Origin of the sequence: uncultured Megasphaera sp. (assembly GCF_958350005.1) — a bacterium.
Lineage (GTDB): Bacteria > Bacillota > Negativicutes > Veillonellales > Megasphaeraceae > Megasphaera.
Window position 1 is genome coordinate 1 of the sequence record NZ_CATWFF010000026.1, and the last position, 17,705, is coordinate 17,705.

Genomic DNA, 17,705 nt, shown 5'->3' on the forward strand with positions numbered 1-17,705 from the left:
ATATAATACGCATCCTATGAGGCGGAAGAAAGGAGGAATTTCTGTGAATATTGCTGAAGTATTACGAAACAACGGCTATAAGGTAACGCCGCAGCGGCTGGCCGTATATGATGCGATCGACAATAATCCGAATCATCCCAATGCGGAAATGATTTATAAGCAGCTGCAGCCGCAGTATCCGTCCATGAGTTTGGCTACTGTATATAAAACGATGGAAATTTTTGCTAAAATTGGCATTGTTAAAATTTTACAGTGTGGTGAAGATTCGCATCGATACGATTATAACACGACGCAGCATGCCCATATTCGCTGTGTAAAGTGCAATCGCATAGTCGACGTTGATATTGATGAAAAGGCCCTGGCCAAACAGGCTGCCGAGCAGACCGGGTTTACGGTTAACGGTGTCAACGTATCTTTTGTTGGCGTCTGCAAGGACTGCCAGCATGCAGAATCATAATAGGTACACATAAAAGCTGCCGTGGACATGGCTTGTCAGGCGGCTTTTTTTATATATGAGGTGAAGACGATCATGTTACATATTGGATGTCATTTATCTGTTTCACAGGGATTTTTACATATGGGAAAAGAAGCCGTATCTATTGGCGCCGATACCTTTCAGTTCTTTACGCGCAATCCCCGCGGCGGCAGCGTACGCAAACTGGATACGGCCGATATGGCGGCACTGAATGCGTTTATGGCAGACCACCATTTTGCGCCTATTCTGGCTCACGCTCCCTATACGCTCAATGGCTGCTCCAAAACAGGACGGACCCGCCAGTTTGCAGTCGAAGCCATGGCAGATGACCTGCGGCGCCTGGAATATCTGGACAACTGTCAGTATAATTTTCATCCCGGCAGTCATGTCGGCCAGGGCGTGCCAATCGCTGTCGACTATATTGCATCTATGCTGAATGAAACCATGTTTCCCGGTCAGAAGACGAGAGTCCTGCTGGAAACGATGGCCGGCAAGGGGACGGAAGTAGGGCGGAAATTTGAAGAAATTGCCGATATTATCAGCAAAGTCACGTTGTCTGACTATATGGGAGTCTGCCTGGATACGTGCCATGTGTTTGACGGCGGCTATGATATTGTCGATCATCTGGATGAAGTGTTGGAGCAGTTTGACCGCATTATCGGCCTGAACCGTCTGCGGGCCGTTCATATTAACGACAGTAAAAATCCTTTGGGCAGTCATAAGGACAGACATGAAAAAATCGGTCAGGGCCATATTGGCATGGCAGCGTTTACGAAGATTATTAATCATCCAGCACTGCGCAATTTGCCCTTTTATCTGGAAACGCCTAATGATATGGACGGCTATGCCCGGGAGATTGCGGCATTGCGGGCAGCATACGTAGAATAAGGAGACTGGAGTTATGCGAATTTTACACACTGCAGACTGGCATTTGGGAAAAATGTTTTACGGCAGTTATTTGACTGATGACCAGGCTTACGTGCTGACCGAACAGTTTCTGCCGCTCATCCGGGACGAACATATCGACGCCGTTGTCCTGGCCGGCGACGTATATGACCGCAGTCTGCCGCCGACAGAAGCAGTGGCCTTATTTGATGAAATTTCGACGAAAATTACGGCCGAAATGGGGGTCCCTTTTTTTGTCATCAGCGGCAATCATGACAGTGCCGCCAGGCTGTCTTTTGGTAGTGCCCTTCTGGCCAAAGAAGGGCTGCACATTGCCGGTACACTGGATAAACTGCCCAGTCCGATTACGCTGTATGATCAGGATGGGCCGGTGACGTTCGTGTCCCTTCCCTTTGCAGAACCGGCAGCAGTTCGCCATTACCTGCAGGCTGATGACATACGGAGTCATGAACAGGCTCTGGTCGGCCTCATGCAGCATCAGGGCGGTGTGCCGCAGGGACGATCTGTCTGCATTGCCCATGCCTTTGTTGCCGGCAGTACAGCCAGTGATTCTGAACGGCCTCTGTCTATTGGCGGAACCGATATGGTCGATAGTTCCATATTTTCCGGATATACCTATACGGCATTAGGCCACCTGCACGGGCCGCAGCAGGCCGGCAGTCCTGCAGTCCGCTATGCCGGCAGTCTGCTCAAGTATTCCTTTGGCGAAGCTCGTCAGAAAAAAGGTGCCCTAGTAGTGGATATCGACGGCAGCGGTACTGTACAGACTGTGTTTCAGCCCTTTGTGCCCAAACATGATGTACAGGTTGTGGAAGGCTTTTTTGATGATATTATGCGCCGCGACGATGAAGGGTGCGGCGATTTTCTTTTGTTCCGCCTGGCTGACGAAGCGCCTATTCTCGACGGCATGGCCAAGCTGCGGAAAAAGTATCCCCGTGCCATGGCTCTGGAAACGCCGAACCGCCGGACTGCCGGCTCTGAAGAACGATCTTTTGATCTCCATGGGACGACAGAACGGCAGCTGTTTGAAAGTTTTGCCATGGCCATGCAGGGAGACCGGCCGCTGACAGAAGCGGAACGGACGTGTATGGATGAACTGTGGAAAGGACTGCTGGAAGCAGAAGGAGGCGGATTGTTGTGAAGCCCATATACTTGAAAATGCAGGCTTTTGGTCCCTATGCCGGCACACAGGTCGTCGACTTTCGCCTGCTGGGAGACCGAAATTTCTTCCTCATTTACGGGCCTACCGGTGCCGGGAAGACGACGATTCTGGATGCCATCTGCTACAGCCTGTACAACACGACCAGCGGCAACAGCCGGTCTGGCGCTCATATGCGCAGTGAATACGCTTCGCCTGAAGAGCCGACATCGGTGTCTTTTTCCTTTATTGTCGGTACGAAACGATATCGCGTAGAACGCAGCCCGGAACAGCAGGTTGCCAAAAAGCGGGGGACAGGTCTTCGGAAAGCGCCGGCGACGGCAGCACTCTATGAAATTGACGATGACGGAGCAGATATCCGCGTCATAGCGACGAAAAATGTGACAGCCTATGTAGAAGAGCTGCTGGGATTTCAGGCTGAACAGTTCCGCCAGGTCGTTTTGCTGCCGCAAGGGGATTTTCGCCGCCTGCTGCTGGCTAATTCCAGTGAACGGCAGCAGATCATGCAGATCCTGTTTCATACGCAGCGCTATGCCAAGCTGCAGGAACTGGCCAAAGAGAAGCATGATGCCGTTCAGGAACAGTACAGCTCCCTGAATGAACGGATTTCTCTGTGCCTTCAGGGCATTGGTGCTGACAGCGAAGAAGGGCTGCTGCAACTGGAACAGACACTGCAGCAGCAACAGGCCCAGGCAGCCGCATCGGCTCAGGCGGCGGCAGCCGACCGCGATGCCTGTCAGCAGGCTGTACAGGCCGCACAGGTGTTGTACAGTCATTGGCAGGCTCTGAAAGCGAGCCGTCAGCAGGCAGCGCAGCTGGAACAGAAACGGGAAACCTTTGAGCAGAAGCGAGTATATATTCAGAAGCTGCGGCAGGCTCAGGTATTGGCAGAGCCATGCCGGCGCCTGGATGAAGTACAGGAACATGGCACCGTTGTCGGTAAAAACGCCTCTCAGGCAGAGGCCCAGGCTGAACAGCTGCGGCAGCGCCTGAATGCAGCTGCTGCGGAAGAACGGGCGCTGCAGGAGCAGCTGCCCCGTCGTCAGGCCGAGCGGGAACAGGTTGTCGTCCTCCAGGGATGGGCCGAAAAGGCACAGCATTATACTGCTGTATGCCAGACAGCGGCGCAGGCCAAAGCAGCGGCAGAGAAGGCTGCTTCGGCACTTAATCAGGCTGCGCAGCAGCGGGATGAACTGCAGAAACAGCTCGATGCCAGCCGAAGGGTGCTGGAAAACCAGCCGGCACTGGCAGCGGCGCTGGAGCAGGCAAAAGCCAGACTGGCTGCTGTGCAGGAGCGGCTTCGACAGGAGCGGCATATGGCGCAGGTACAGCAGGCAGTTCACCAGGCCGAGACCGAATACCGGAAAGCCCGGACAGTCTGGCAGGCGGCGGCAGAGCAGGCCCGGCAGGACCGTGTCCGCTGCGATGCCGTTCAGGCTGTATTTTTACAGAATCAGGCCGCCCTGCTGGCATCAGACCTGGAAGACGGCCAGCCCTGCCCTGTATGCGGGTCTGTGACCCATCCCAAACTGGCCGTACCGGCGGAAAAGATGCCCCGGAAAGAAGATGTAGAGCAGTGCCGGCAGCAGGCTCAGTCCAGCGACAGGGCCCGGCAGGAAGCAGAAATTGCCGTAAAGCAGGCAGAAACCAGGATTGGTGCCAAAAAACAGGAATATGAAGGACTGCGGCAGCAGTATCCGGAAGACGGCTCGGTACAGCAGTGGCAGGAACGGTCGGACCAGGCCGAAAAGAAGGCGGAAGTGCTGGGCAAACAGCTGGCTCAGGCCGAAGAACTTCGCCGCCGTGCTGCAGGCTGGGAAGAGGCAAAAGCAGTGCTGACAGCCAGAGAAGAGAGCCTTCGCCGCCAATCCGATCAGGCCCGCCTTCAGGCGGCACAGAAACAGGCCGAGCAGACCCAGATAGAAGCGGATCTGCCGGAAACCTATCGAAAGCCAGGACGGGCAGCTGCGGAAATGGCGAAGCTGCAGCAGTCCTTAAAAGACTATGATGGGAAGACGGAATCGCTGCGCCGTCAGCTCGGCGATATGGAAAAGGAAGAAGCACGCTGGAGTGAACAGGCCAAGCTGCTGCAGGCACAGGTTGCGGCCCTGCGGGATGAGTATACGGCTTTATGCGAATCTGTTAAGGCACAGATCGGCCAGTCTGCCCTGACGAGCGTGAAAGAATGCCGCCAGCTGCAGCCTTTCATTTCGACGCTGGATGCGGAACAGGCTGCTGTTGACGCCTACGACCGGGACGTACAGCAGGTACAGGGCCGTATTGCCCAGGAAGAACAGGCCGTTGGCAGCCAGGCAGAGCCGCAGATGGACATGTATACGAAGACGCTGGCAGAAAAAAACGAACAGTGCCGGAAACTGTCAGAAGCAGCAGCTCATGCAGCGCTGCAGGTACAGCAGGCCCAAACAGCACGGAAGCAGATTGCCGGCTGGCATGCCCGGCAGGAAGAGCTGACGGAACAGTACAAGACCGTAGGTGCCTTATATGAACTGATTGCAGGCAAACAGACAGGCATTAATTTTGAACGGTACGTACTGGGAGCGCTCCTTGATGAAGTGCTTCATGCCGCCAATATTCGCCTCGATGAAATGAGCCGGCGCCGCTATGCCCTGCAGCGGTCTCAGTCCTGGGACGACAAGCGGGTCCGGCAAATCGGACTGGATATTGAAGTTTTTGATAATTACACCGGCTATGCCCGGCCGGCCAATACCCTGTCAGGCGGTGAAACCTTCCTGGCTTCGCTGGCGCTGGCTCTGGGGCTGGCTGACGTTGTACAGGCCTATTCCGGCGGGATACACCTGGATACCATGTTCATTGACGAAGGCTTTGGCACCCTCGACGGAGAAACCCTGGATTTTGCCCTGAAAGCCCTTCTGGAACTGAAGCAGAGCGGCCGGCTCCTGGGGATTATTTCTCACGTTCCGGAACTGCGGGACCGCATTGATACGCGCCTGGCCATTCGCAAAACCGATCGGGGCAGTACGGCGTCCTTCGAATTGCTGTAATTCTAAATCGCTATTTGAAGAGGTCTCGAAAAGGGCTTATAATATAATCCATATTCACTGCATATTTTCGTTTTGGAGGAACAGCGTCTCATGTCTATTCAGAAGGTGCGGGAGTATTTTGCTCAGTGGCATATGGAGGACCGCGTCCGCGAACTGGATCATTCCAGCGCGACTGTAGCGGAAGCAGCGGCAGCACTCCATACAGAAGAACAGCGGATTGCCAAATCCATGTCATTCCTGCTCGACGACGGGCCCATTCTGGTCCTGTTTGCCGGCGATGCCCGCGTAGATAATCATAAATTTAAAGAACGGTTTCATAAAAAGGCGACTATGATCAAGGCCGATGAAGTAGAACAGCGTATTGGCCATCCTGTAGGCGGCGTGTGTCCCTTTGCCGTCAATCCAGGTGTGACAGTATACCTGGATGAATCGCTGCAGCGGTTTTCCACGGTCTTTCCGGCCTGTGGCAGTGCCAACAGCGCTATTGAGCTGACCCTGTCCGAGCTGGAACGCTATGCCCATGCTGCTGCCTGGGTAGATGTATCCAAAGGCTGGCAGAACTGTACAAAGGAGGAATAAGAGCATGCAATTTACATTTAGACATACGAATTTCAATGTCCTGGATCTGCAGCGCAGTCTGGATTTTTACCGGGAAGCCCTGGGACTGACAGAAGTGCGCCGCATCGAAAATCCTGATTTTACGATTGTCTATCTCGGCGACGGCGTGTCCGACTTTCAGCTGGAACTGACATGGCTCAAAGACCGGAAAGAACCGTATAATCTCGGCGAAAACGAATTCCATACGGCGTTTTCCGTAGCCGATATGGATGCAGCCCTGGCCAAACACAAAAAGATGGGCTGCGTTGTCTATGAAAACCCGGCCATGGGGATCTATTTTATTGCCGATCCTGACGGATACTGGCTGGAAGTAATTCCGGAGAAATAAGAAATGAAACAACAATATACACAACGGACAGCTCGTCTCATCGGTCAGGACAAGGTAGACCTGCTGGGACAGAAAACGGTCATGGTCTTTGGCGTCGGCGGCGTCGGTTCTTTTGCTGTCGAAGCTCTGGGCCGCGCCGGTATTGGTAAATTAATCCTCGTCGATGCCGACGTATTTGATCCATCCAATCTCAACCGCCAGCTCGGTGCGACGACACAGACTATTGGCCGCCCGAAAGCGGACGTTATGAAAGAACGGCTGCTGACCATTAATCCGGACATTCAGGTAGAAACACACCGTATGTTTTATCTTCCCGGTGATTACCCGGACTTTATTGCCGCATCTGGCGCCGATTACGTCGTCGATGCTGTCGATACAGTCAGCGCCAAAATTGACGTTATTACAGAAGCGCACAAAGCAGGCATACCCGTCATTTCATCCATGGGTGCCGGCAACAAGCTTCATCCAGAGTATTTTGAAATTGCCGATCTGGCAAAGACTTCCGTAGATCCTCTGGCGAAAGTTCTGCGCCGGGAACTGAAGAAACGGGGTATCCGGCATGTAAAGGTCGTGTACTCCCAGGAACAGCCGCGGCCTGTTCAGGTCGAAGGCGAAGTACGGCCCAGCCCGGGCAGCATTTCCTTTGTTCCGTCTGTAGCCGGTCTGATTCTGGCCGGTGCCGTCATTCGGGATTTGCTGGATCTGGCGTAAAAATTTTTTTTCATCAGTTATACACAGGAGCTGTGGCTTTCAAACCACAGCTTTTTTGGCGGCTTCCAGCCTTTTTGATAGCACTTAGTCACAACTTGTGGAAACAGGATGCTGTATTCCCGGATTGACACGCTATACTGTATATAGTATGATTAGAACAGACTCGACAACAGAAAAAATGGAATATGTTGTATACAGAGGCAAGTAAAAACACTGTTATATACTATATCATGTGGAGGTATCCGATATGTTGGAAGTAATTAAACGCAATGGCCAGCGCGTGCCCTTTGACCGGGATAAAATTACGGCGGCTATTGAAAAAGCGATGAATAGCAGCAGTGGCATTTATGAAGAAGGACAAGCTGCGACAATTGCCGGAGAAATCGAAGAATATGCTTCGAACATGCACAAGGATATGACGATTTACGCCATTGAAGATCAGGTATATTACCGGCTGCTGAAGTACAATAATCCTGCTACGGCCAGAGCCTACGAAAATTACAAGGCCATTCAGGCTTTCAAGCGGCAGACCAATACGACCGATACAGATGTGTTCGGCTTGCTGAATAATACGAATCTCGACGTTCTCGATGAAAATTCCAATAAAAACGGCCATGTCGTATCGACGCAGCGGGATCTGATTGCCGGCGAAGTATCCAAGGATATTGCCCGCCGCAAACTGATTCCGGCCGATATCGTCCAGGCCCATGACGGCGGTGCCATTCACTTTCATGATATGGATTATATCATTCAGCCCATGTTTAACTGCTGTCTTATCAACCTGGAAGATATGCTGGCCAATGGGACCGTTATTAACGGCAAAAAAATCGACACGCCCAAGTCTTTTCAGGTAGCCTGCACGGTAACGACGCAGATTATTGCCCAGGTTGCCAGCGGCCAGTACGGCGGCCAGTCCATTAACGGCATCGACCGGATTCTGGCTCCTTACGTCCGCAAGTCCTTCAAAAAATACATGGCTGCTGTCGTAGAAGAACAGCGCGAAGTATACGGTATTGAACCGGATATGGAAAAGGCCGAGGAAATTGCCTGGAAGCGGACGAAAAAAGAAATTAAAGACGGCATCCAGACGATTCAATATCAGATTAATACGCTTATGACGACGAACGGCCAGGCTCCGTTTGTAACGCTGTTCATGTATTTCAAGCCGGACTATGAATACGCCAGAGAAGCGGCTCTGATCGACGAAGAACTGCTTCGCCAGCGCATTCAGGGTATCAAGAATGAAGCCAATGTGTACGTAACGCCGGCCTTTCCCAAACTGATTTACGTGCTGGATGAACATAATGTTCACGAAGACAGCCCCTATTTTTACCTGACCCGGCTGGCTGCGGAATGTACGGCCAAGCGCATGTATCCCGATTATATTTCGGCAAAGAAAATGCGCGAAGTCTATGAAGGCAACGTGTTCAGTCCCATGGGCTGCCGTTCTTTCCTGAGCCCCTGGAAAGATGAAAATGGAGAATATAAGTTTGACGGCCGCTTCAATATGGGTGTCGTTTCCATCAACTTGCCGCAGATCGGCATTCTTGCCGACGGCGATGAAGAAAAATTCTTCCAGATCCTCGACAAGCGCCTGGAATTGTGCAAAAAAGCGCTGCTCCTGCGCGTTGATCTGCTCAAGCGCATTACGTCGGACGTATCGCCTGTACACTGGCAGTACGGTGCCATTGCCCGCCTGAAGCCCGGTGAATCTATTGAAAAGTTCATTTACGGCGGATATGCGACGTTGTCTCTGGGATACATCGGCATGTATGAAGCGACACTGCTGACCAAGCACTGCTCCCATACGGCGCCGGAAGGGAAAGCCTTTGCTCTCCGCATTATGGACGACTTCAATGCCCATATTCAGAAATGGAAAAAAGAAACGAACATTGGCTTTGCCCTGTACGGTACGCCGGCTGAAAACCTGACCAACCGGTTCTGCAAAATCGACAAGGCTCGCTTTGGCATCATCAAAGATGTGACTGATAAGGGGTATTATACCAACAGCTATCACGTAGACGTGCGCGAATCGATCAATGTGTTCGACAAGTTTTCCTTTGAAGCGGAATTTGAAGACAAGTCGACAGGCGGCTGCATCAGCTATGCCGAAATTCCCAACATGAGCCACAATATACCGGCTGTCCTGACCATGGTTCAGTACATTTACGATAAGATTACGTATGCCGAATTCAATACCAAGCTGGATTATTGTCACGAATGCGGTTTTGATGGCGAAATTATTCTGAACGAGCACAACGAATGGGAATGCCCGCGGTGCCACAATACGGACAAGTCCAAGCTGACGGTTATTCGCCGGACCTGCGGCTACTTGGGCGAAAATTTCTGGAACGAAGGACGGACGCAGGAAATCAAGAACCGCGTTCTTCATATCTAGGAGATGACAGACTATGCGGTATGGACAAATCCGACAATATGATATAGCCAATGGCCCGGGCATTCGCGCCACCGTCTTTGTTACCGGCTGTACGCGCCATTGCGTCAACTGTTTTAATCCGGAATATCAGGACTTTCAGGCCGGCCAGGAATGGACAGAAGCAGAAACGACGCAGCTTCTGTCTTACCTGCAGGCCCCTGTAAACGGCGGCCTGACATTTCTCGGCGGCGAACCGATGGAAAATGCAGCCGATCTGGCAAAACTGGCAGAAACGATAAAACAGGCAATGCCTCAGAAATCCATCTGGGTCTATTCCGGCTATTTGTATGAAGAAATCCTGGCCGATCCGGAGAAAGCAGCTCTTCTGCACTGGTGTGACGTCCTGGTCGACGGCCCCTTTGTAGATGCCCTGAAAGATCCGGGACTGTACTTCCGCGGCTCGTCGAATCAGCGGATTATCGACGTCGTAAAAAGCCGGGAAGCCGGCGAACCCGTACTGCTGTGGCCAGATGGCAGGTAAATGCAATTTTTTCTTGCATTTCATTAGTTGCTGTGATATACTATTTGAGCATAGGTTTTAGATATGATAGAGGAAGAAAGAGGTGTGAATCGTGAAAGAAGGTATTCATCCGAAATACGGTACTGCCGTTGTAACGTGTGCATGCGGCAATACGTTTGAAACCGGTTCTACAAAATCTGAACTGCGTGTTGAAATTTGCTCTAAATGCCATCCGTTCTTTACGGGTCAGCAGCGCGCTCAGCAGGCTCGTGGCCGTATCGAACAGTTCAATAAACGTTATGGTAAAAAAGCTAAATAAGCAGCAGTACAACGTAGCAGCAGAGCAGAAATGCTCTGCTCTCTTTGTATATGGGAACATGGAACAGGAGGGATAGATCATTGCGTAAGGGAAAGGTATATGTAGGCGGCCAGGCCGTCATTGAAGGCGTCATGATGCGCGGACCAGAATATATTGCGACGGCTGTTCGTACGCCGTCTGGAGATATTACAGTCAAAAAAGATCCGGTTCATTCCATTACGGAACGGTTTCCCCTGTTGAAGAAACCCTTTCTGCGCGGCACTGTCGCGCTGTGTGAATCGCTGGTATACGGTATGAAGAGCTTGTCCTATTCGGCACAGGCTGCCGGAGAGGAAGACGAACAGCTCACGGGCTGGCAAATGGCGCTGACCATGGCTTTTTCCATCGTCATGGCCATTGTGTTCTTTTTGCTCATTCCTACGTATGCCGTAAAGTTTATTCCCGGCATAGCCGATCATGCCTTCCAGATGAATATTATTGAAGGCATTCTGCGGCTGGCTATTTTTTTGTTATATATATGGGGCATTTCCCTGACGAAAGATATTCGGCGTGTTTTTGAATACCATGGGGCCGAACACAAGACGATCTGGACCTATGAATCGGGTGAACCCCTGACCGTTGAAAATGTAAAGCGCCACAGCCGTCTCCATCCGCGGTGCGGCACGAATTTTCTGCTCATCGTCATGGTCGTGTCCATTTTTGTATTTGCCTTTCTGGGATGGCCCAGTCTGATCGAACGGGTCCTGTCCCGTATTATTCTCATGCCCGTTGTTGCCGGCATCAGCTATGAAGTGATCCGCCTGGCCGGCCGGACCGATAACGCTGTTGTGCAGACCCTGATCAAGCCGGGCCTCTGGCTGCAGTATCTGACGACCCGGGAACCCCATGCCGATCAGATCGAAGTAGCGATTAAAGCCCTGGAAGCGGCGAAACCTGCGGACGAACAAGAACATACAGAACCGTAAAGGAGAGATATAAGCGTGTTTATCGATAAAGTGCAGGCAGTAGAAAACAAGTTTATGGATTTGGAACAGCGCATCAGCGACCCTTCCGTCATTGCCCGTCAGGACGAATGGCAGAAACTGACGAAAGAACATGCATCACTGGCGCCGATTGTGGAAACATTCCGCAAATATAAGGATGTATCCAACACGATTGCCGGCGATAAGGAACTGCTCAACGATCCGGACAGCGACGCCGACCTGATCGCCATGGCCAAGGAAGAGCTGGCAGAACTGTCGGACCAGCAGGCGTCTCTGGAAGAACAGCTCCACGTTCTCATGCTGCCCAAAGACCCGCGGGATGATAAAAACGTCATCATGGAAATCCGTGCCGGCGCCGGCGGTGACGAAGCGGCCCTGTTTGCCGGCGATTTATTCCGCATGTATATGAAGTATATTGAAAAGCAGCCTGGCTGGAAGACGAGCATCATCAGTTCCAATGCGCCGGAACTGGGCGGGTTTAAGGAAGTTATTTTTTCCGTAGAAGGGTCCGGTGTATTTGGCAAGCTTAAATATGAATCAGGCGTACATCGCGTACAGCGCGTGCCTGTTACGGAAGCCGGCGGCCGTATCCACACATCGACAGCGACAGTAGCCGTTCTTCCGGAAGCAGAAGATGTGGAAGTCAATCTGAATATGGACGACGTACGGGTCGATTATTTCCGTGCCTCCGGCGCCGGCGGTCAGCACGTCAACAAGACGAGCTCCGCTGTCCGCATGACTCACATCCCGACGGGCATGGTCGTCGAATGTCAGGATGAACGGTCACAGCTGGAAAACCGGGCCAAAGCCATGCGCGTCCTCAAAGCCCGCCTCCTCGATCAGGCGCAGCAGGAAGCCGATGCCGAGCTGACAGAAGCACGGCGCAGCCAGGTCGGCACAGGCGATCGGAGTGAACGAATCCGCACGTATAACTTCCCGCAGGGCCGCGTTACAGACCACCGGGTTAACCTGACGCTGTATAAGCTGGAAAATATACTGAACGGCGATATTGATGAATTTATTCAGGCCCTGGCTGAAGCACGCCGGGCGGAACTGATGAAAGAAGAAGAAAATCAGCATGAATAAGCTCTGGACCATAGGTGCTCTGCTGCAGTGGACACAGCAGTATTTTGCGCAGAAGGGAATCGATTCGCCCCGGCTGGATGCGGAAATACTGCTGGCTCATGTGCTGCATAAAGAGCGGATTTACCTGTATGCCCATTATGATGAACCCATGAATGCCGATGAGCTGGCGGCCTATCGGGAACTGGTAAAAAAGCGGGCATCCCGGTGGTCCGTTGCCCATATTCTGGGAGTAAAGCCCTTTATGGGACTGGACTTTCACGTGTCTGGCGATGTCCTCATTCCCCGGCCGGAAACGGAAACCCTTGTGGAAACCGTACTGGAACGGATTCCCAAGGATGCGGCTCCGGCTATTTTGGATATCGGCACTGGCAGCGGTGCCATTATTCTCAGTCTGCTTCAGTATTTGCCCAATGCCGTAGGAATGGGCGTTGATATATCGCCGCAGGCCCTGGAAATAGCCGGAAAAAACGGGGCAGCCCTGCAGCTGGATAGGCGCGTAACCTGGAAACAAAGCAATATATGCAGTGCTCTGGAAGACCGGCAATTTGACTGGATTGTATCCAATCCGCCTTATCTGACGCAGGATGATATGAACCATCTTCAGCCGGAAGTAGCGCATGATCCGGCGCAGGCCCTGTTTGGCGGCACAGACGGACTGGATATATACCGGCGCATTGCCGCAGAAAGTCCGGCGCATCTTTGCGATGACGGCTGTTGTGCTGTCGAAATCGGCGCCGGTCAGGAAGACGATGTCGTCCGGATTTTCACTGCTGACGGTATGTACCATCATGAACGGACCGTATGTGATTACGGCGGCATTGCGCGGGTTCTCGTATTTCGACGGAAAGAGAAGAGTAAATGAAACAGACAAAACTTGTACGAATTACCGATATAAAACGGGATGCAGCGCTGTTGGAAGAAGCGGGACAGATCATCCGGGACGGCGGCCTCGTCGTATTTCCGACGGAAACGGTATACGGCATTGGCGCCAATGGTCTCGATGCTGATGCGTGCCGCAGCATTTATACTGCCAAAGGGCGCCCCAGTGATAATCCCCTGATTCTGACCGTTCCCGGGAGAGACGCTGTCCGGCAGGCGGCTGCTTCTGTTTCACCAACAGCAGAGTTGCTGATGAAGACATTCTGGCCCGGTCCGCTGACAATTATTTTTCCGCGCCAGCCTCAGGTGCCTGACGCTGCGACAGGCGGACTGGATACGGTGGCCCTGCGGTGTCCCGATCACGCCGTATGCCGCGCCTTTTTAAAGGCTGCCGGCGTGCCCGTTGCCGGACCGAGTGCTAATCTTTCGACCCGGCCCAGCCCGACGACAGCTGAAGAAGTCATGCACGATATGGATGGACGGGTTGACATGGTCATTGACGGCGGTCCCTGCAAGATCGGCGTTGAATCGACCATTGTCGAATGTAACGATCACGGCGGCGTCACGATCCTCCGGCCAGGCGGCGTAACGGCGGAAATGCTGCACACTGTCGTGCCCTATGTACGGATGGATACCCATCTGGTAACAGGCCAGGGGACACCCAAAGCACCGGGCATGAAATACCGCCATTATGCGCCGGCAGCCCCTATGATTGTTGCTGTCGGCTCTGTAGAAGCTGTAATGGCAGAGCTGAAGCAGCTGTACGAAGAAGCGCGGCGCGACGGCAAAACCGTCGGATTTCTGGTCAGTCAGGAAGTCGGTGCCTGCCTTCCAGATGCGCACCGGTATGTATGGGGACATCATGGCGATGCCGAAGCACTGGCCCGTCAGTTATACACCGGTCTTCTGTCCTTTGACACAGACAAGGTCGATCTTATCCTGGCTGAAGGAATCGACAGCGAAGGGCTGGGAGCAGCGGTAATGAACCGCATGAAAAAATCAGCCGGCGGAAATGTGCGGTTTGTGTAATACCGACATATTCTTGCGTAGTTACCCTTTCTATTTTTGGCATGGCAGCGTATAATATAATGTATTATAGTAGTATGCTGTGCAGAGGAGGATATGACAGATGAAACTGGTACTTGGTGCAGATCACGGTGGATTTGACCTGAAAGAAAATATCAAAGAATATTTAAAGGAACAGAACATTGCTTTTACCGATTACGGAACCCTTACGGGCGAACGGTGTGATTATCCGGATATTGCCAAAAAGGTAGCTGAAGCTGTAGCAGACGGCACCTTTGACCGGGGCATCCTGATTTGCGGCACCGGCATTGGCATCGGCATTGCTGCCAATAAGGTCAAAGGGATTCGCGCAGCCCTGTGCAACGATATGTACTGTGCAGAATATTGCCGCCGCCATAATGACGCCAATATTTTGACTATGGGCGGCCGTGTTATCGGACCGGGCGTGGCCAGAGAAATTGTCCGCATCTTTTTATCGACTGGCTTCGACGGCGGCCGTCATGCCGAACGAGTCGCCAAAATTACGGCTATGGACAATCGCTGAGAAACCGGGCAGGGTAGCCATTGTATAGAGAAACACAAAAAAGCAGGCAGGAAGAAATGTCATCCATTTCTTCCTGCCTGCTTTTTGTGTGGGCCTGGGTCAGTGGGCACAGGCTGCCTGTCTGTGTAAGTCCTCCAGACAGTACGGAGTTTCCTGATAGACAATGTTCAGCCAGTTGTGATAGAAGAGGTGAGCATAGCTGCACCACGTAAAGAACGGTGTCTTCGTGTCATTGTCCTTGGGGTAGTAATGTTTGGGAACTGCAATGGGCAGTCCCTTTTTCTTATCCCGCAGGTATTCCGTTTCCAGTGTACGCCGGTCATATTCAAAATGACCGAGTACGAAGAACTGACGGTGGTCTGGCGTACCAATAATGTTGATGCCGTTTTCTACGGAACGGGACAGGATTTCCAGCCCTTTCGTGTTATAGACCGCAATATCGTCAATAGCTGTATGACGGGATTGGGGAATAAAGTAGCGGTCATCAAATCCCCGCAGAAGGGGATGATGCTTTTGCGTCAGCTGATATTCGAAAATGCCGAATAACTTTTCCGGCAGCAGCCGCTTGTGGACGCCGTAGTCATGATACAGCGCAGCCTGAGCACCCCAGCAGAAGTACAGGCTGGCAAAGGCGTGGGTCTTTGCCCAGTCCAGATACGTCTCGATTTCCGGCCAGTAATCGACCTGTTCGAAAGGGATCTGTTCCACTGGTGCACCGGTCATGATAAATCCATCGTAATAGTTATGACGGATTTCGTCAAAGGTATAATAATTTTCTTCCAGGTATGACGGATCGGTGTGGGTGCTTTCATGGCTGTCTGTATGGCAGAAGTCAACTTCTACCTGAAGCGGCGAATCACCCAGCAGGCGGAGAAGCTGCAGCTCTGTCGGCTTCTTCAGCGGCATCAGATTGAGGATAAGAATGCGGAGCGGTCGTATATCCTGATGGATGGCCTGTCCCTTATCGATCGTAAAGATTCCTTCTTCATGAAGTTTTTCTTTGGCTGATAAGCCGTCACTAATCTTAATAGGCATGATACATCTTCCTTTGCTGGGTAACTCACATATGGTATAACTTAGAGCGTATTTAAAGACTTTTCAATAGCGGCCAGCAGGTCTTTGACATTTTCCAGACCGACGGAAATGCGGACCGTGCCCGGCGTAATGCCGCAGGCGCGCTGTGCTTCTTCAGAAAGCTGCTGATGCGTCGTCGATGCCGGATGAACGAGGAGGGACTTGGAGTCGCCAACGTTGGCCAAATCGGAGAAGATTTCGGCGTTGTCAATGAATTTACGAGCAGCTGCATAGCCGTCCTTCAGTTCGAAGGAGAAAATGGAGCCTGTTCCCTTGGGGAAGTACTTCTGAGCCAGTTTGTAGTACGGCGAAGACGGCAGGGACGGGTAGTTGACCTTGGAGATTTTCGGATGGTTTTCCAGGTATGCTGCAATTTTCTGTGCATTTTCTACGTGACGTTCAATACGCAGGGACAACGATTCGAGACCCTGAATGAGGAGCCATGCATTGAACGGGCTGATGCAGGCGCCCAGGTCACGCAGGCCTTTGGCACGGATACGGGTAACGAAGCCGGCACCGGGAACGTCGGTTGCGAAGTTTACGCCGTTGTACGAAGCGTCAGGCGATGCGAATTCTTTAAACCGGCCCGATGCAGCCCAGTCGAATTTGCCGTTTTCTACGATTACGCCACCCAGCGTCGTGCCGTGACCGCCGATGAATTTCGTAGCCGAATGAACGACGATGTCAGCACCGTGTTCGAACGGACGGAACAGGTACGGTGTAGCGAAGGTATTGTCGACGATAACCGGCAGGCCATGTTTGTGAGCTACTTCAGCAATGGCTTCAAAGTCCGGAATGTTGATAGCCGGGTTGCCCAGGCTTTCGAAGTAAACGGCTTTGGTCTTGTCGTTGATGACTTTTTCGAACGATGCCGGATCGTCTACATCAGCAAAGCGGGTCGTAATGCCGAGGTGTTTGAATGTTTCCGTAAACAGTTCGAATGTGCCGCCGTACAACGTAGGAGCTGCAACGATTTCATCGCCTGCACCGGCAAGGTTCAGGATAGAGTAGGCAATGGAAGAAGCACCGCTGGCCGTTGCCAGAGCTGCCGTGCCGCCTTCAAGAGCAGCCACGCGTTTTTCCAGGACGTCCTGAGTCGGGTTGGTCAGACGGCTGTAAATGAAGCCCGGTTTGCGCAGTGCGAACAGATCTTCCCCTTCCTGCGTATCCTTAAATACATATGATGTGGTCTGGTAAATAGGAACGGCACGAGAACCTGTCGTAGGATCAGGTACCTGACCTGCATGCTGCTGTAATGTTTCGAATGCGTAGTTTTTGTTTGTGTTTTCGCTCATAGTGATTTCCCCCTGTGTACTAAATACATTAAATTATTTTACTTTACTATGACAACCTTTAGATGGTGTGTTAGCTGTTGTGTATGGGTAATAAAAAAAGCTTCCATCCCCGGTAAAGGGACGGAAGCACCGTGATACCACCCAATTTCACCTAACCCTCGCGGATTAAGCCTCTTCAGGTACGCAGGCTGAAGCCTTGAATACCATAGCACTGTAACGGGCGCGCCCGGACGGTCTAACGATTCGACCAGCCTGCTCCGAGTCCATCTTCTACGAAACATCGTGCATTCCCTTTCACCAGGTGGGAACTCTCTGTGCCATTCCTTTTCGTGTACTCTTCTCTTCATTGCAACACTATCAAGTTGTTGACGTAAGTCTATCA

Annotated in this window: 17 protein-coding genes and 1 other annotated feature; of the genes, 15 read left to right on the top strand and 2 right to left on the bottom strand. The window is 52.2% G+C overall.

Translation table 11 applies throughout. The annotated features are described in order from the left end of the window. Positions 1–43: 43 nt before the first annotated feature. The 15 genes from Q3886_RS02810 to rpiB all read left to right on the top strand — a co-directional run bounded on the left by Q3886_RS02810 (position 44) and on the right by rpiB (position 14,954). Positions 44–457, top strand: a complete 414-nt coding sequence (locus Q3886_RS02810; protein ID WP_301859648.1) for a Fur family transcriptional regulator — start codon at positions 44–46, stop codon at positions 455–457. A gap of 72 nt (positions 458–529) precedes the next feature. Next, complete coding sequence (locus tag Q3886_RS02815) at positions 530–1,363, top strand: deoxyribonuclease IV (RefSeq protein ID WP_301859649.1); 834 nt, start codon at positions 530–532, stop codon at positions 1,361–1,363. Between the two features lie 13 nt (positions 1,364–1,376). Beyond that, positions 1,377–2,522: an exonuclease SbcCD subunit D gene (locus tag Q3886_RS02820; RefSeq protein ID WP_301859650.1), complete on the top strand. Its 1,146-nt coding sequence runs from the start codon at positions 1,377–1,379 to the stop codon at positions 2,520–2,522. Beyond that, complete coding sequence (locus Q3886_RS02825) at positions 2,519–5,563, top strand: SMC family ATPase (RefSeq protein ID WP_301859651.1); 3,045 nt, start codon at positions 2,519–2,521, stop codon at positions 5,561–5,563. The genes Q3886_RS02820 and Q3886_RS02825 overlap by 4 nt, the downstream gene beginning before the upstream one ends. A gap of 90 nt (positions 5,564–5,653) precedes the next feature. After that, positions 5,654–6,142 (top strand): YbaK/EbsC family protein, encoded by a 489-nt coding sequence (locus tag Q3886_RS02830; protein ID WP_301859652.1) that lies wholly within the window; start codon positions 5,654–5,656, stop codon positions 6,140–6,142. A gap of 4 nt (positions 6,143–6,146) precedes the next feature. After that, positions 6,147–6,509: a VOC family protein gene (locus tag Q3886_RS02835; RefSeq protein WP_301859653.1), complete on the top strand. Its 363-nt coding sequence runs from the start codon at positions 6,147–6,149 to the stop codon at positions 6,507–6,509. Between the two features lie 3 nt (positions 6,510–6,512). Further along, a complete protein-coding gene (locus tag Q3886_RS02840; RefSeq protein ID WP_301859654.1) occupies positions 6,513–7,220 on the top strand; it encodes a tRNA threonylcarbamoyladenosine dehydratase in 708 nt (235 codons plus the stop codon). 247 nt (positions 7,221–7,467) lie between these two features. Beyond that, a complete protein-coding gene (nrdD, locus tag Q3886_RS02845; protein ID WP_301859655.1) occupies positions 7,468–9,618 on the top strand; it encodes an anaerobic ribonucleoside-triphosphate reductase in 2,151 nt (716 codons plus the stop codon). 13 nt (positions 9,619–9,631) lie between these two features. After that, entirely contained in the window at positions 9,632–10,138 is a 507-nt protein-coding gene (gene nrdG, locus Q3886_RS02850) for an anaerobic ribonucleoside-triphosphate reductase activating protein (protein WP_301859656.1), read from the top strand. Positions 10,139–10,229: 91 nt separating this feature from the next. Continuing rightward, positions 10,230–10,436 carry a 50S ribosomal protein L31 gene (rpmE, locus tag Q3886_RS02855; RefSeq protein ID WP_087477995.1) on the top strand — a complete coding sequence of 69 codons (207 nt, stop codon included), beginning with the start codon at positions 10,230–10,232 and terminating at the stop codon, positions 10,434–10,436. A gap of 50 nt (positions 10,437–10,486) precedes the next feature. Then, positions 10,487–11,401, top strand: coding sequence for a DUF1385 domain-containing protein (locus Q3886_RS02860; protein WP_301859657.1), 915 nt, complete (start codon positions 10,487–10,489; stop codon positions 11,399–11,401). Between the two features lie 15 nt (positions 11,402–11,416). After that, on the top strand, positions 11,417–12,505 hold the full coding sequence (prfA, locus tag Q3886_RS02865) for a peptide chain release factor 1 (protein WP_367881546.1): 1,089 nt from the start codon (positions 11,417–11,419) through the stop codon (positions 12,503–12,505). After that, positions 12,498–13,367 (top strand): peptide chain release factor N(5)-glutamine methyltransferase, encoded by an 870-nt coding sequence (gene prmC / locus Q3886_RS02870; RefSeq protein WP_301859658.1) that lies wholly within the window; start codon positions 12,498–12,500, stop codon positions 13,365–13,367. The genes prfA and prmC overlap by 8 nt, the downstream gene beginning before the upstream one ends. Beyond that, entirely contained in the window at positions 13,364–14,413 is a 1,050-nt protein-coding gene (locus Q3886_RS02875; protein WP_301859659.1) for an L-threonylcarbamoyladenylate synthase, read from the top strand. Before prmC ends, Q3886_RS02875 begins: the two co-directional genes overlap by 4 nt. A gap of 100 nt (positions 14,414–14,513) precedes the next feature. Further along, entirely contained in the window at positions 14,514–14,954 is a 441-nt protein-coding gene (gene rpiB / locus Q3886_RS02880; RefSeq protein WP_301859660.1) for a ribose 5-phosphate isomerase B, read from the top strand. 99 nt (positions 14,955–15,053) lie between these two features. On the opposite strand, the gene metA is transcribed toward rpiB, so the two are convergent. Then, positions 15,054–15,989: a homoserine O-succinyltransferase gene (gene metA / locus Q3886_RS02885; protein ID WP_301859661.1), complete on the bottom strand. Its 936-nt coding sequence runs from the start codon at positions 15,987–15,989 to the stop codon at positions 15,054–15,056. A 41-nt stretch (positions 15,990–16,030) separates the two neighbouring features. Then, on the bottom strand, positions 16,031–17,323 hold the full coding sequence (locus Q3886_RS02890; protein WP_301859662.1) for an O-acetylhomoserine aminocarboxypropyltransferase/cysteine synthase family protein: 1,293 nt from the start codon (positions 17,321–17,323) through the stop codon (positions 16,031–16,033). Positions 17,324–17,436: 113 nt separating this feature from the next. Continuing rightward, positions 17,437–17,679 (bottom strand) — a binding site (T-box leader). Positions 17,680–17,705 lie beyond the last annotated feature (26 nt).

Bases quoted from the DNA above. Each gene is read 5' to 3' on its own strand.
- Q3886_RS02815 (WP_301859649.1), top strand. From the start codon at position 530: ATGTTACATATTGGATGTCATTTATCTGTTTCACAGGGATTTTTACAT.
- Q3886_RS02840 (WP_301859654.1), top strand. From the start codon at position 6,513: ATGAAACAACAATATACACAACGGACAGCTCGTCTCATCGGTCAGGAC.
- Q3886_RS02890 (WP_301859662.1), bottom strand. From the start codon at position 17,323: ATGAGCGAAAACACAAACAAAAACTACGCATTCGAAACATTACAGCAG.
- Q3886_RS02860 (WP_301859657.1), top strand. From the start codon at position 10,487: ATGGGAACATGGAACAGGAGGGATAGATCATTGCGTAAGGGAAAGGTA.
- nrdD (WP_301859655.1), top strand. From the start codon at position 7,468: ATGTTGGAAGTAATTAAACGCAATGGCCAGCGCGTGCCCTTTGACCGG.
- Q3886_RS02835 (WP_301859653.1), top strand. From the start codon at position 6,147: ATGCAATTTACATTTAGACATACGAATTTCAATGTCCTGGATCTGCAG.
- metA (WP_301859661.1), bottom strand. From the start codon at position 15,989: ATGCCTATTAAGATTAGTGACGGCTTATCAGCCAAAGAAAAACTTCAT.
- Q3886_RS02820 (WP_301859650.1), top strand. From the start codon at position 1,377: ATGCGAATTTTACACACTGCAGACTGGCATTTGGGAAAAATGTTTTAC.
- nrdG (WP_301859656.1), top strand. From the start codon at position 9,632: ATGCGGTATGGACAAATCCGACAATATGATATAGCCAATGGCCCGGGC.
- Q3886_RS02875 (WP_301859659.1), top strand. From the start codon at position 13,364: ATGAAACAGACAAAACTTGTACGAATTACCGATATAAAACGGGATGCA.
- rpiB (WP_301859660.1), top strand. From the start codon at position 14,514: ATGAAACTGGTACTTGGTGCAGATCACGGTGGATTTGACCTGAAAGAA.
- prmC (WP_301859658.1), top strand. From the start codon at position 12,498: ATGAATAAGCTCTGGACCATAGGTGCTCTGCTGCAGTGGACACAGCAG.
- Q3886_RS02830 (WP_301859652.1), top strand. From the start codon at position 5,654: ATGTCTATTCAGAAGGTGCGGGAGTATTTTGCTCAGTGGCATATGGAG.